Genomic DNA, 13,116 nt, shown 5'->3' on the forward strand with positions numbered 1-13,116 from the left:
TGAGCGGCATGTCGGGGATGTCCGGCATGTCGGGGATGAGCGGGATGTCGGGCATGTCCGGCATGAGCGGCATGGGCGCCGCCAATGCGCTGGCCTCGGCCGACGCGCTCACCCTCTCGCGCGCGGCCATCGTCGGCCCGTTCCAGGGGCCGGTGCTCCAGGTCAAGTGGCCCACCTTCAACGACAACGAGCAGAACCTCAAGCGCTGGGCGCCCGAGCCGCGGCTGTTCGCGATCGACTTCGAGGCCCGCGAAGGCGTCTCGCTCGAGACCGACAACCGCCGCCGAACCGCCACGCTGGTCTACAGCCACCGCGGCCGCAGCGACACGCTGGTCACGCTCACCGGCCCCGACGAACGCCTGATCCAGCAGCAGCTGCAACTCGTCGCCGCCTATGCCGACCTGCGCCCCGATCGTTCGCTGGAAATCGTGGAGCAAATGGGCTATCCCGTGGCCTTCTGGTCGTCGGTGATCGGCCTCACCTCGCACCGCCACGCCAAGACGCTGCAGCTCATCGAGCTCGCCTACAACGTCGCCGCGCCCATCATCCAGCGCATCAAGGTGGCGTTCTCGATCACGCGGCCCGACGAGTTCTCGCCGCAGATCCAGGCCATGATCGCCACGCCCGGCCACGGCGCCTGGCCCAGCGGCCACGCCACCGAGGGCTTCCTGATCGCGGTGCTGTTGCAGAAGCTGCTCGACGCCGCCGCCCCGCCCCAGGGCACGCAGCCGGGCAACGGCGAGGCCTGCCGCGAGCAGCTGCAGCGCCTGGCCGCGCGCATCGCGGTCAACCGCACCGTGGCCGGCGTGCACTACCCGATCGACAGCGCCGCGGGCCGCCTGCTGGGCACCGCGCTGGCCGAGTTCATCGTGGCGCGCGCCACCGGCGGCAAGGTGCACGAGCGCGGCTTCCACTCGGCCCTGTTCCGCGAGGCCGACGGCGCGCCCAAGGACTTCAGCCTCGACGACCCCATGGACCTGCCCAGCGGCCAGCCCTACACCCGCGCCGCGCAAGGCAAGCGCGTGCCCGAAGGGCCGCTGCTCTCGTGGCTGTGGCAAGAGGCGCTCAAGGAGTGGCCGTGAGCTGGGCGCCGCTGCCGCGCGGCCGTTTCACCGGCATCGACTGGTCCGCGCCGGGCGCGATCGACGGCATGGACCCCTACCTTGCCTGGGCCGAGGCCGACGGCTTCGTGGGCTACCACCGGCCCGGCCACCATGACCAGCCCAAGTGGCTGCCGATCGTGATCGGCCTGCGCGAGGGCGCCGACGTGCGCGAGCTCGTCGACGCCTCGTCGAGCCGCTGGTTGCAGATTCCGCAGGCCTACCTGCTGATCCCGGGCCTGCGCCACTGCACGGCGCGCGTTTCGCGGCGGTTCTTCGAGCACTGGCGCCAGGGCCACGTGGTGCGCTCGCTCATCGAGCGCTTCGAGCTCGGCCTGCCGGTGGACCAGCACACCGTCGCGCTCAAGGACTGCTGCCACCGCCACCAGCAGCCGCTGCCCCCGCCGCAGCGCGTGCCCGGCCCGGTGCTGGGCCTGATCGACGGCGGTCTGGCGGTGGCCAACGCGGCCTTCCGCGACGCCGCGGGCCGCACGCGCGTGAAGCATTTCTGGCGTCAGGACAATCTGTACGGCGGCCCCTGGCCCGGCTCGCCCGATCACGAGCGCGTACCGCTCGATCCCACGCGCGCCGGCCCCACGCCGCCCGACCTGGGCTACGGCCACGCGCTCACCGGCCACGCGATCGACAGCGCGATCGCCAGCTTCACGCGCCGCGGCCAGCTCGACGAAGACGCGCTCTACCGCTACCTGCAGCTCTGGGACCTGGCGCGGCCGGTGAACCACGGCACGCACGTGTGCGGCCTGGCCACCGCGCCGGGCGGCCTGCTGGCCCCCGGCCTCAACGACTTCGCGAGCCGTTGCCCGGTGATCGCGGTGCAGCTCGACTGGGCCAACGTGCTCGACACCTCCGGCGGCGCGCTCAACGTCGGCGTGCTCGACGCGCTGCACTACATCGTCGCGCACGCCGCCGACGACGCCGAGATCGTGGTCAACGTGAGCTGGGGCACGCTGGCCGGCCCGCACGACGGCACCTCGCTGCTCGAAGCCGCCATGGACGAGCTCATCGAGCGCCTGGACGGCCGGCTGCAGATCGCCCTGCCCGCGGGCAACGCCTACCAGAGCCGCACCCACGCCAACGCCACGCTGGCACCGCGCGAGGCGCTGGAACTGCACTGGCGCGTGCAGCCCGACGACCGCACGCAGAGCTTCCTCGAGATCTGGCTGCCGGCGAACGCGGCCGGGGTGGCCATCACGGTGCAGCCGCCCGAGCGGCCCGCGCAGGCCGTGACGCTGCGGCCGGGGGAATCGGGCATGTGGGTCGATGCGCGCGGCGTGCCGCAGTGGACCCTGATCTACCCGACCACCACCGCGCTCGGCGCGCACGGCACCTGCGCGCTGCTCGCGCTCGAGCCCACGTTCAGCCGCGAGCCCGGGCGTGCGCTCGCGCCCTTCGGGGCCTGGCAGGTGCGGCTGCACAACCAGGGCCGCACGCCCGTGACCTTCGACGCCTACGTGGAGCGCGACGACGTGGTCCTGGGCACAAACACCGGCGCGCGCCAGTCCTACCTGGAAGACCGGCGCTACGACACCCAGGGCAACCTGGGCGGCTGGATCGACCACGCGGACAACCCCACGCCGATCCGCCGCAGCGGCGTGTTCAACAGCCTGGCCACCGGGCAGCGCACGCTGAGCGCGGGCGGCACCCGGGCCACCGACAGCGGGCCCGAGCGCCTGTCGCGCTTTGCGCGCTATTCGCCGCAAAAGCCCAGCCCCGATCCGCAGCGGCCGCAACGCCCGGGCGTGAAGCCCGCGCCCGACACGCTGGCGCCGAGCGACAGCAACACCGCGCTCTGGGGCATGCGCAGCACGGGCAGCCTCAGCGGCAGCACAGTGCGGCTCGCGGGCACGAGCTCGTCGGCGCCCCAGGTGGCGAGGCGGCTGCTCAACGCGCTCGGTTGACGGTGGCAACCGCGCCGGCCGCGCCTACCAGCGCGCCGGCAGCGGACGCAGCAGCCAGATCCAGCGCTCGCGCACCGCGATGAAGCCGCCGGTTTCCAGGTCCTTGAGCAGGCGGCTCACCATCTCTCGCGAACAGGCCAGGTGCTGGGCGATCTGCTGGTGGGTGATGCGCTCGCGCAGCGGGCGTTCGCCGCGCTCGTTGGGCTCGCGCGCCCACTCGTTGAGCAGCTTCACCAGCCGGCCGTAGACGTCGATCAGCGCCACGCTGCGCGCGCTTTCGGTGGCCAGGCGCGCGCGGCGGATCACGCGCGCCATGAGTTCGAGCGCGAATTCGGGGTGGTCGGCGATGTAGCCGAGCAGGGTCTGGCGGGTGATCACCGAGCAGGTGGTGGTGTCCACCGCCTCCACGTTGGCCGAGCGCGGCCCGCCGTCGAGCGACATCTCGCCCACGTACTCGAGCGGGCCGTACAGGCCCAGGGTCAGCTCACGCCCCGAGGCGTCGGCCACGAAGGCCCGAAGTCGCCCCTTGAGCACGATGAACAGCGTGTCGCCGGTGTCGCCTTCCTGGATCAGCAGCGCGCCGCGGCGGTAGTGGCGGTGCACCCCCTGGGCCGCGAGCGCTTCGATGTGCTGGGTGTTGCGGGAATCGATCGGAGCGCTGCCTGGGGACATCCGGGAGGGTCAGGGGTGGCTGTAACCGGCCGGATTGTGCGTGACCGGCGTGACGATGCGCAAGGCAGGCACCACGGGCGGCAGGCTGTTGATGCGCTGCAGCAGCCGGCGGATGCTGGACGCACCGGCCTTCTCGCGCAGGGTCTTGATCTGGCTGCGCACGGTGGACACGGCCACGCCGTTCTCGGCCGCGATCTCGTTGATGTCCAGGCCGCGGCACAGCGCGAGCAGCACGACCTCTTCGGTCGGGCTCAGCGCCAGGGCCCGCGCGAACATGCGCACCGCGAGGTTGTCGCACACGTTCTGGCGCGACATCACCACCAGCACCGTGGGCGCGTCGTCCTCGAGCGGGTGCGACAGCGGCGTGAAGGCCAGCGACAGATCGCGCTCCTGTTCGCGCATCAACACCAGGCGGCGCTGGCCGCGCAGCGCGGCGTCGAGCGCCTGCTGGATGCGCTCGCTGTGCTCGGGCGTGGTCCCCAGGAGGCTGCCGCTGCACGCACGCAGCAGGCGGCGCTGGGCGAGCTCGTGGCGGGCCAGGTGGTTGGCATGCAGGATGCGGCCCTGCGCGTCGAGCAGCAGCATGCCGTAGTCGATCTCGTCGAACACGCGCAGCAGATGGGCCTCGCTGAGCGTTCTCGTCTCGGCGGGAAAGCCGGTGTGCGTCGTGCGGATCTTGTCAGTTGCTTGCCACATGGGGAACCTCCTGTTGGCAGGCAGTGTTCCACCGGATGGGGAAAGTCCGCTGTGTGCTGATGACCGGCGTTTTGTGATCCATTCACCAAACGCCGGCGGGCGCCGCGCGCCGGGCGTTCAGCGCTGCAGCGCGGCGGCGCGGATGGCGCTGAGCGTGCCGCGCGTGGTGATCACCTCGGCGTCCAGCGGCACCACGATCACCGTGCCGCCCGGGTGCGCGAGCGCGCGCTGCAGCGCGGGCTCGAAAGCCGCGGTGGTGTCCACGCGCTCGGCCGCGTAGCCGTAGGCACGCGCGAGCGCCACGAAATCGGGGTTGGCCAACGCCGAGCCGCTCACGCGCGCCGGGTACTCGCGCTCCTGGTGCATGCGGATGGTGCCGTAGCTGCCGTTGTCGAGCAGCAGCACGATGCTCCGGGCGCCGTGCTGCACCGCCGTGGCGAGTTCCTGCCCGTTCATGAGGAAGTCGCCGTCGCCTGCGATGGTGAAGGCCAGCCGCCCGGTGGCGATGGCCGCGCCGATGCCCGCGGGCACGCCGTAGCCCATGGCGCCATTGGTGGGCGCGAGCTGGGTCTTGTGGCCGCGCGCCAGGCCCGGGTAGCGGTAGAAGCGGTGCAGCCAGCTCGCGAAGTTGCCCGCGCCGTTGGTGAGCACCGCGTCTTCGGGCAGCAGACGCTGCAGCGTGTGCACGATGGCGGGCATGTCGATCGGCCCGGGCAGCGCCACGCCGCCGTTGGCCGGATCGATGTTGGCCAGGTAGTCGGCATGGCAGCCCGAGGTCCATTCGCCCCAGGGCAGCGCGGGCGGCGCGGTGAGCACCTCGAGGCTGCGCGCGGCCGCGTTCATGCTGGCCTGGATGGCCAGCGCGGGCTGGTACACGCGGCCGAGTTCTTCGGCGCTGCTGTGGATGTGCACCAGCTTCTGCCGGGGCAGCGGCGCTTCGATCAGCGTGTAGCCGCCGGTGGTGCTCTCGCCCAGGCGCGGGCCGATGGCGATCAGCAGGTCGCTCTCGCGCACGCGGCGCGCCAGCGCGGGGTTGATGCCCAGGCCCACGTCGCCCGCGTACTGCGGATGGTGGTTGTCGAAGGTGTCCTGGAAGCGGAAGGCGTTGGCCACCGGCAGCTGCCAGTTCTCGGCGAAGCGCTGCAGCGCGGCGGCGCTCTGCGGCGTCCAGCCGCCGCCGCCCGCGATCACCAGGGGCCGCTCGGCCGCCAGCAGCAGCGTGCGCAGCGTGCGCAGCGCGCCCGGGTCGCTCCAGGCCTGCACCGGCTCCACGCGCGGCAGCGGCGCGGCCTCGACCGTGTGGGTGAGCATGTCTTCGGGCAGCACCAGCACCACCGGGCCAGGTCGGCCGTTCATGGCGGTGGCAAAGGCGCGCGCCACGTACTCGGGGATGCGGCGCGCGTCGTCGATGCGCTCCACCCGCTTGGCGAAGCCCTTGGTGGACGGGCCGAAGAAGGCCGCGAAATCCACCTCCTGGAAGGCCTCGCGGTCGCGCGCGTCGCTGGCCACGTCGCCCACGAACAGCACCAGGGGCGTGCTGTCCTGGAAGGCGGTGTGCACCCCGATGGACGCGTTGGTGGCGCCAGGCCCGCGCGTCACGAAGCACACGCCCGGGCGGCCGCTGAGCTTGCCCTGGGCCTCGGCCATGAAGGCCGCGCCGCCTTCCTGGCGGCAGGTCACGAAGCGGATGCGGTCGCGGTGGGCGTGAAAGCCGTCGAGCACCGCCAGGTAGCTTTCGCCCGGCACGCCGAAGGCGTGCGTCACGCCCTGTTCGATCAGACATTGGACGAGCAGATGGCCGGCAATCTGGGACATGGTGAGACGCGATGAGGAAGGTGAACAGGGAAGCAGAAAACCCGGCAGCGGGTCAGGACGCGGCGATGCGCTTGCCCACGCCCAGGGCCGCCACCACCGCGAGCAACAGCGCCAGCGCGCCGCCCGCGATCGTGGCCGCGTACCAGCCGCGGTCCATGAGCACACCGAACACCAGCGGCGCGATCGCGAAGCCCACGTCCAGACCCGAGTACACGGTGCCATAGACACGGCCCGTGGCGCCCTTGGGCGTGGCGCGCTTGATGAGCATGTCGCGGCTCGGGCCGGCCACGCCGACCGCAAAACCCGTGAGGGCCAGCACCACCACGGTGCCCGTGCCGCCGAGCCAGCCGGTGGCGCACAGCAGCATGAGCCCCGCGCCCGCGCCCATGCTCCAGGCCACGATGGTGTCGCTGGAAAGCGCGCGCCGCTGCGCGTGCGCGATCAGGAAGCCGCCCGCGAACATGCCGGCTGCCGAGCACAGCATGTAGGCGCTCACGGTGAGCGTGGCGGCCTGCATGGACACGCCGTGCAGCGCCTGCAGCACCGAAGGCGCGAAGCTCTGCACCACCGCGAGCGTCATGGTGGAGAAGAGGAAGAAGGTGAAGCACCACCACACCACGGGCAGGCGCAGAAAGCCCAGGTCGCCGCCCGCAGGCGGGCCGCCCGCGGCCTGCGGCGCGCGCACCACCACCTCGGTGAGCAGCTTGTCGCGCTGCCACCAGAGCAGCGCGAGCACCGCCACGTACAACAGCGCGGCCGCGTGGTAGGCGGTGCGCCAGTCGCTCAGCGCCGTGATGCCCACCAGGAAGGTCGGCGCGAGCGCCCAGCCCAGGCTGCCGGTGAGCCCGTGCGCGCTGAAGGCATGGCCCAGGCGCGCGGGCGACACGCGCTGGTTGAGGATGGTGAAGTCGCAGGGGTGAAAGGGCGCGTTGCCCAGGCCCGCGAGCACCGCCACCAGCATCAGGCCGCCGTAGCCCGTGGCCTGCGAGGCCGCGAGCGCGGCCAGCAGGAAACAGCCGATGGCCGCGAACAGCACCGGCCGCGCGCCCACGCGATCGACCAGGAAGCCCGAGAGCGCCTGGCCCACGCCCGAGATCACGAAGAACACGGTCATGAGCAGGCCGACGTCGGCAAAGCTCAGGCCGAAGTCGCGGATGAACACCGGGAACAGCGGCGCGAGCAGCAGGTGCGAGAAGTGCGAGCAGGCGTGGGCCAGGCCCACGAGGCCGATGACGGCGGCGTCCTGCTTGAGGGGAACGGGGTTGGCGGGCGGCAATGCGCCGAGGGTGGCGGTGGACATATGGACCGGGATGGTAGCCCCTGCGCCCCGGCCGGGCCGGTCTCAGTGCACGCTCACGGGCTCCAGCACCGGCGGCGGGCCGGCCGCCATCACCGCTTCGAGCGCGGCCTGCACCACCGGGCGCGATTCCACCGGCCGCAGCCAGCGGCTGCGGATCAGGCGCACGCAGACGCGCTTGGTCATGGAGTGCGCGCGGCCGCCGCGGCTGGTGAACATGAACAGCGTGCCGCGGTTGCTGGCCCAGATCAGTTGCGCACGCAGCCATTCGCCGTGCGAGTACAGGTCGACCCAGGCGCCCTCGCGCAGCGACAGCAGCAGCTGCTCGGCGTCGAAGGTGATCTCGTCGTCGAGCGAGCCGTTGCTCGAATCGAAGTCGCTGTGCAGGCTGTCGAAGTCGGTGGCGATGGTGTCTTCGAAGCCCGCGTGCGCCATCTCCTGCTTGCCCAGCCAGGGCTGGGCCGCGGCCTTGGGCGTGCGCTGCTCGGGCGTGGCCGGCGCCATCTCTTCGAGCGTGAGCAGCACGGTGGCCTCGTCTTCGAGCGGCGCCGGGCCCGACTGGCCGCTCTCGCTGCGCACACGGGCACGGCGCAGGCCGAGCACGGGCTCGTGCAGGCGCATCAGCGCGTCGAAGAAGGTCTGGGTTTCGGCGGGCGACTTGCCCAGCTGATCCAGGCCCTCGCGCAGCGTCTTCACGAGGCCGGGCACGATGCGGAACAGCTCGGCCGGGCGGCGCAGCGTGACGTCTTTCTTGATGCTCCAGAGCAGGTCGGACACGGCCTTGCGGTAGGCGTTCAGCCGCTCCTGCGTGTCGGGCAGGCCCATTTCGGCCGAGGCCAGCACCAGCGACCAGCTGCCGTAGATGAAATCGAGGATGAAGGCCGGCGCGCCCTCGACGTCGGGGCGCTGGCTCAGGTCCCAGGCGATGCGGTCGGCCGTGGCCTGGCGCTCTTCGGCGTGGCGCAGCGCCTGCAGCCGCTCGCTCTTGACCTTCTCCTCGCGCTCGTCCTGCGAACGCCAGTGGCTGCGCAGCTTCTCCAGGGTTTCGCCGAAGGCCTGCGGCTCTTTCGCGGCGCGCGTGTTGAGCTCACGGAAGGCGTCGCGCACGGGCGCGAAGAAGGAATCGAACTCTTCGCTGAATTCGTCGTTGTAGCGGAAGCTGCGCTGGGCCACGCTTTCGACGAGGCGGCGCGCGGGGTGCGCGTCTTCGTTGAAGTAGCGCGGCTGCGTCATGGCCTGCTGCAGCAGCGCCGGTTCGAGCGCCACCACGGCCTCGCGCACCGGCGCCAGCAGCAGCGGGTCGCGCGCGACCTGGTTGACCAGCTTGCGCACCACGTCCAGCCCCACGGCCTGCGCCACCGACTGCGCGTGGGCCTTGAGATCGAGCAGCATGCGCGAGCGTTCGGTGGCGCTGGCCACCTCGCCCCAGGTCTGGGCATTGAGCTGCGAGCCGATGCTCACGTGGCGCACCGGCCGGTCGACCGCGGGCAGGCCGCGGAAGCGCGAACGCTCTTCTTCGAGCACCACGTCGTCGAGCACGGGCAGCGCGGCCTGGGCCGCGAGCTCGGCGCGCTCGCGCTCGATGGCGCGGTAGTAGTGCTGGTCGAGCGGCTGCTCGAAGGCCGGCCCGCCCTGCTCCAGGAACTGCTGCATCACGTCGTGGTCGAGCATGGGCGCGGTGCGCGCCAGATCGGCCATGGGCGGCAGCCACACGGTGTCGGCGTTGGGCGCGGTCTGGCCTTGGGCGTCGCGCGCGGGTTCGACGGCCACGCCGCCGGCGGTGAATTCGTAATCGAGCAGGTCGCGCTTGGGCGGCGCCGGCGGCTTGCTGGCCTGGGGGTCGGCCACCAGGCGCACGCGGTAGCTGGCCTCCTGCACGTTGGCGCGCTGCAGCATGAGCGCGAGCTGCTCGTACAGCGAGCGCAGTTCGCGGCCCAGCGGCGCGGCCAGGTGGCGCATCCACAGGGTGCGCACCTCGGCGTCGCCTTCGGAGGCGATGAGCTGGTCGCGCAGCACGCGCACGTAGATGGACGGGCGCAGCGGGTTCTTCTCGGCGTGCACCGTGTCCAGGCCGATCAGCGAGCTCATGCGCGCGTCGAGCACGGCCAGCGCCTGTTCGACCTCGGGCAGCAGGTTCTGCAGCACCTTGGCCGATTCAATGGATTCGTTGACCGCGCTTTCGTCGACCAGCGCCAGCAACTCGGAGTTGGACAGCAGCGCCAGCGACGAGGTGTTGCCTTCGTGGTAGCCCGCGTGCAGCGCGGCTTTCAGGCGCTGGGCGAAGGCCGGCCCCCAGCCCTGGCGGTGCTTGAGCAGCGTGTACCAGGCGCGGGCGCAGCGGTCGCGCTGGGCCACGTCGCGCTGGTCTTTTTCCTCCTGCTGCAGGCTGGCGACCGCCAGATCGATGCAACGGCCCAGCGACGGGGCGGCGTGGCGCACCGCTTCGTCGAAGCAGTGCTCGAGCAGGTTGGAGGGCACCGACATGGCCAGTGGATCAAGATTGCGTGACGAGGGCAGGGTCTGGGTTATAGCCGGCCCGGGCGTGAACAATGTGCAGATCGGCCGATTTCCAGACGACCCAAGGCTTTGGGCTTCCGATCGGTCAGGCGGGGGGCGCGGGCGGTCGGCACCGGGGCTGGCCCGGATCTTGTTTATCCCTTGAAGCCCGGGGGTGTTTCAAGCCCGTGTCATGCGCCCCGTGCACCGTTTCGATCAACGATGGAGACCTCGCTGTACACCCGCACCCACCAGGCCTGGCAAGCCCTGGCCCGGCCCGACGGCCTCGACCGCCGGGCGCACACCCTGCTGCTGCTGGCCAACGGCCGGCGCAGCCTGCGCGAGCTCTCGCGCCTGCTCGACGAAGACGTGCAGCCCCTGGCCGTGCGGCTGGCCTCGCAGGGCTTTCTGCAGGACACGCGCGCGCTGGTGCCCGCCGAGCCCGACGACGAGGCCGCCTGAGCGGCCCCGCGGCCGGGCTCAGGCCATGGGCAGCGCGTCGCCGAACTCGAACACGCCCGGGTTGCGCACCGGGTCCACGCCCACCGGAATGGCCGACTTGGGCGGGTAGCGGCCTTCGAGCAGCAGCTTGGAGAGCGGGTTCTCGATGCGCTGCTGGATCGCGCGCTTCAGGGGGCGCGCGCCGAACACCGGGTCGAAGCCCACCTTGGCGAGCTCGGCCAGCGCCGCGGGCGCCACCTCGAGCTTGAGGTCCATGGCCTGCAGCCGCTTCTGCAGCGCCTGCAGCTGGATCGCCGCGATCGATTCGATGTGCTTGGCGTCGAGCGCGTGGAACACCACGGTCTCGTCGATGCGGTTGAGGAACTCGGGCCGGAAGTGGTTCTTGAGCTCGCCCCACACCGCGTCCTTCACCTCGTCGTAGGGCTGGCCCACCATGGCCTGGATCAGGTGCGAGCCGATGTTGCTCGTCATCACGATCACGGTGTTCTTGAAGTCCACGGTGCGGCCCTGGCCGTCGGTGAGGCGACCGTCGTCGAGCACCTGCAGCAGCACGTTGAACACATCAGGGTGGGCCTTCTCGACCTCGTCGAGCAGCAGCACCGAATAGGGGCGGCGGCGCACGGATTCGGTGAGGTAGCCGCCCTCCTCGTAGCCCACGTAGCCGGGCGGCGCGCCAATGAGCCGCGCGACCGAGTGCTTCTCCATGAACTCGCTCATGTCGATGCGCACCAGGTGCTCTTCGCTGTCGAACAGGAAACCCGCGAGCGCCTTGCACAGCTCGGTCTTGCCCACGCCCGTGGGGCCCAGGAACAGGAAGGAGCCCGTGGGGCGGTTCGGGTCGGACAGGCCCGAGCGCGAGCGGCGGATGGCATTGGCCACGGCGCTGATGGCCTCGTCCTGGCCGACCACGCGCTGGTGCAGCTTGTCTTCCATCTGCAGCAGCTTGTCGCGCTCGCCCTGCATGAGCTTGCTCACGGGAATGCCGGTGGCGCGCGCCACCACCTCGGCGATCTCTTCGGCGCCGACCTGGGTGCGCAGCAGCTGCGGGCGGCCGCCTTCCTTCTTGCCGGTCTCGGCGGCCTGCGCGTCCTTCAGGCGCTTCTCGAGTTCGGGCAGCTTGCCGTACTGCAGCTCGGCCACCTTGTTGAAGTCGCCCTTGCGGGTGAACTCGTCGATCTGGTGGCGCAGCTTGTCGATCTCTTCCTTGACCTGGGCCGAGCCCTGGGCCTGGGCCTTCTCAGCCTTCCAGATCTCTTCGAGGTCGGCGAGCTCCTTCTTGAGCCGCTCGATCTCTTCGTCGATCAGGCCCAGGCGCTTCTGCGAAGCCTCGTCGGTTTCCTTGCGCACGGCCTCGCGCTCGATCTGCAGCTGGATCAGGCGGCGGTCGAGCCGGTCCATGACCTCGGGCTTGGAGTCGATCTCGATCTTGATCTTGGCCGCGGCCTCGTCGATCAGGTCGATGGCCTTGTCGGGCAGGAAGCGGTCGGTGATGTAGCGGTGGCTGAGTTCGGCGGCGGCCACGATGGCCGGGTCGGTGATGTCCACGCCGTGGTGCACCTCGTACTTCTCCTGCAGGCCGCGCAGGATGGCGATGGTGGCCTCGACCGTGGGTTCGTCGACCAGGATCTTCTGGAAGCGGCGCTCGAGCGCGGCGTCTTTCTCGATGTACTTGCGGTACTCGTCGAGCGTGGTGGCGCCCACGCAGTGCAGCTCGCCGCGCGCGAGTGCGGGCTTGAGCATGTTGCCCGCGTCCATCGCGCCCTCGGCCTTGCCCGCGCCCACCATGGTGTGCAACTCGTCGATGAAGACGATGGTCTGGCCCTCGTCCTTGGCGAGCTCGTTGAGCACGCTCTTCAGGCGCTCCTCGAACTCGCCGCGGTACTTGGCGCCCGCGAGCAGCGCGGCCATGTCCAGGCTGAGCACGCGCTTGCCCTTGAGGCTGTCGGGCACCTCGCCCGAGACGATGCGCTGCGCCAGGCCTTCGACAATGGCGGTCTTGCCCACGCCGGGCTCGCCGATCAGCACCGGGTTGTTCTTGCTGCGCCGCTGCAGCACCTGGATGGCGCGGCGGATCTCGTCGTCGCGGCCGATCACCGGGTCGAGCTTGCCGGCGCGCGCACGCTCGGTGAGGTCGAGCGTGTACTTCTTGAGCGCCTCGCGCTGGCCTTCGGCCTCGGGGCTGTTGACGTTCTGGCCGCCGCGCACCGCGGCCACCGCGGCCTCCAGGCTCTTGCGCGACAGGCCGTTCTCGTTGGCGATGCGGCCGAGCTCGCCCTTGGCGTCGGCCACCGCGAGCAGGAAGTTCTCGCTCGGGATGTAGGCGTCGCCGCGCTTGATGGCCTCTTTCTCGCTCGCCTGCAGCAGCTTGGCGAGCTCGGGGCCGATCTGCACCTGCTCCTGCCCCTGCACCTGGGGCAGGCGCTTCACGGCGGCCTCGGCGGCCTGCGTGAGGCCGGGCACATGAACGCCCGCGCGCTGCAGCAGCGACTGCGGGCCGTCGGCCTGGCGCAGCATGGCCAGCAGCAGGTGCACGGGTTCGATGTAGGCGTGGTCATTGCCCAGCGCGAGGCTTTGGGCGTCGGCCAGGGCTTCCTGGAACTTGGTGGTGAGTTTGTCGAGACGCATGGAGGCTTGCTCCCCGAAGAATGGAATGCAGGTC

The 13,116-nt window shown here is 71.1% G+C and carries 9 protein-coding genes; 3 read left to right on the plus strand and 6 right to left on the minus strand.

Features of this window, described 5'->3' with window-relative positions:
- Window positions 1-53: 53 nt before the first annotated feature.
- Both G9Q37_RS09275 and G9Q37_RS09280 read left to right on the plus strand, forming a co-directional pair.
- Entirely contained in the window at window positions 54-1,082 is a 1,029-nt protein-coding gene (locus G9Q37_RS09275) for a phosphatase PAP2 family protein (RefSeq protein WP_166226921.1), read from the plus strand.
- On the plus strand, window positions 1,079-3,019 hold the full coding sequence (locus G9Q37_RS09280) for a S8/S53 family peptidase (RefSeq protein WP_166226922.1): 1,941 nt from the start codon (window positions 1,079-1,081) through the stop codon (window positions 3,017-3,019). The genes G9Q37_RS09275 and G9Q37_RS09280 overlap by 4 nt, the downstream gene beginning before the upstream one ends.
- A 24-nt stretch (window positions 3,020-3,043) precedes the next feature.
- On the opposite strand, the gene G9Q37_RS09285 is transcribed toward G9Q37_RS09280, so the two are convergent.
- From G9Q37_RS09285 to G9Q37_RS09305, 5 genes are all read right to left on the minus strand, one after another.
- Window positions 3,044-3,691 (minus strand): Crp/Fnr family transcriptional regulator, encoded by a 648-nt coding sequence (locus tag G9Q37_RS09285; protein WP_166226923.1) that lies wholly within the window; start codon window positions 3,689-3,691, stop codon window positions 3,044-3,046.
- A gap of 9 nt (window positions 3,692-3,700) precedes the next feature.
- Window positions 3,701-4,387 carry a helix-turn-helix transcriptional regulator gene (locus G9Q37_RS09290; RefSeq protein ID WP_166226924.1) on the minus strand — a complete coding sequence of 229 codons (687 nt, stop codon included), beginning with the start codon at window positions 4,385-4,387 and terminating at the stop codon, window positions 3,701-3,703.
- Between the two features lie 117 nt (window positions 4,388-4,504).
- A complete protein-coding gene (locus G9Q37_RS09295) occupies window positions 4,505-6,202 on the minus strand; it encodes a thiamine pyrophosphate-binding protein (protein ID WP_166226925.1) in 1,698 nt (565 codons plus the stop codon).
- Between the two features lie 52 nt (window positions 6,203-6,254).
- A complete protein-coding gene (locus G9Q37_RS09300; RefSeq protein WP_166226926.1) occupies window positions 6,255-7,502 on the minus strand; it encodes an MFS transporter in 1,248 nt (415 codons plus the stop codon).
- A 42-nt stretch (window positions 7,503-7,544) separates the two neighbouring features.
- Window positions 7,545-9,983 carry a DUF1631 family protein gene (locus tag G9Q37_RS09305; RefSeq protein ID WP_166226927.1) on the minus strand — a complete coding sequence of 813 codons (2,439 nt, stop codon included), beginning with the start codon at window positions 9,981-9,983 and terminating at the stop codon, window positions 7,545-7,547.
- Between the two features lie 234 nt (window positions 9,984-10,217).
- Between G9Q37_RS09305 and G9Q37_RS09310 the strand changes: the two genes are divergently transcribed.
- A complete protein-coding gene (locus G9Q37_RS09310) occupies window positions 10,218-10,457 on the plus strand; it encodes a hypothetical protein (RefSeq protein WP_166226928.1) in 240 nt (79 codons plus the stop codon).
- Window positions 10,458-10,475: 18 nt separating this feature from the next.
- Here the strand turns inward: G9Q37_RS09310 and clpB are convergent, their stop codons facing one another.
- Window positions 10,476-13,082 carry an ATP-dependent chaperone ClpB gene (clpB, locus tag G9Q37_RS09315; protein ID WP_166226929.1) on the minus strand — a complete coding sequence of 869 codons (2,607 nt, stop codon included), beginning with the start codon at window positions 13,080-13,082 and terminating at the stop codon, window positions 10,476-10,478.
- Window positions 13,083-13,116 lie beyond the last annotated feature (34 nt).

Source organism: Hydrogenophaga crocea (assembly GCF_011388215.1).
Taxonomy (GTDB): Bacteria; Pseudomonadota; Gammaproteobacteria; order Burkholderiales; family Burkholderiaceae_C; genus Hydrogenophaga; species Hydrogenophaga crocea.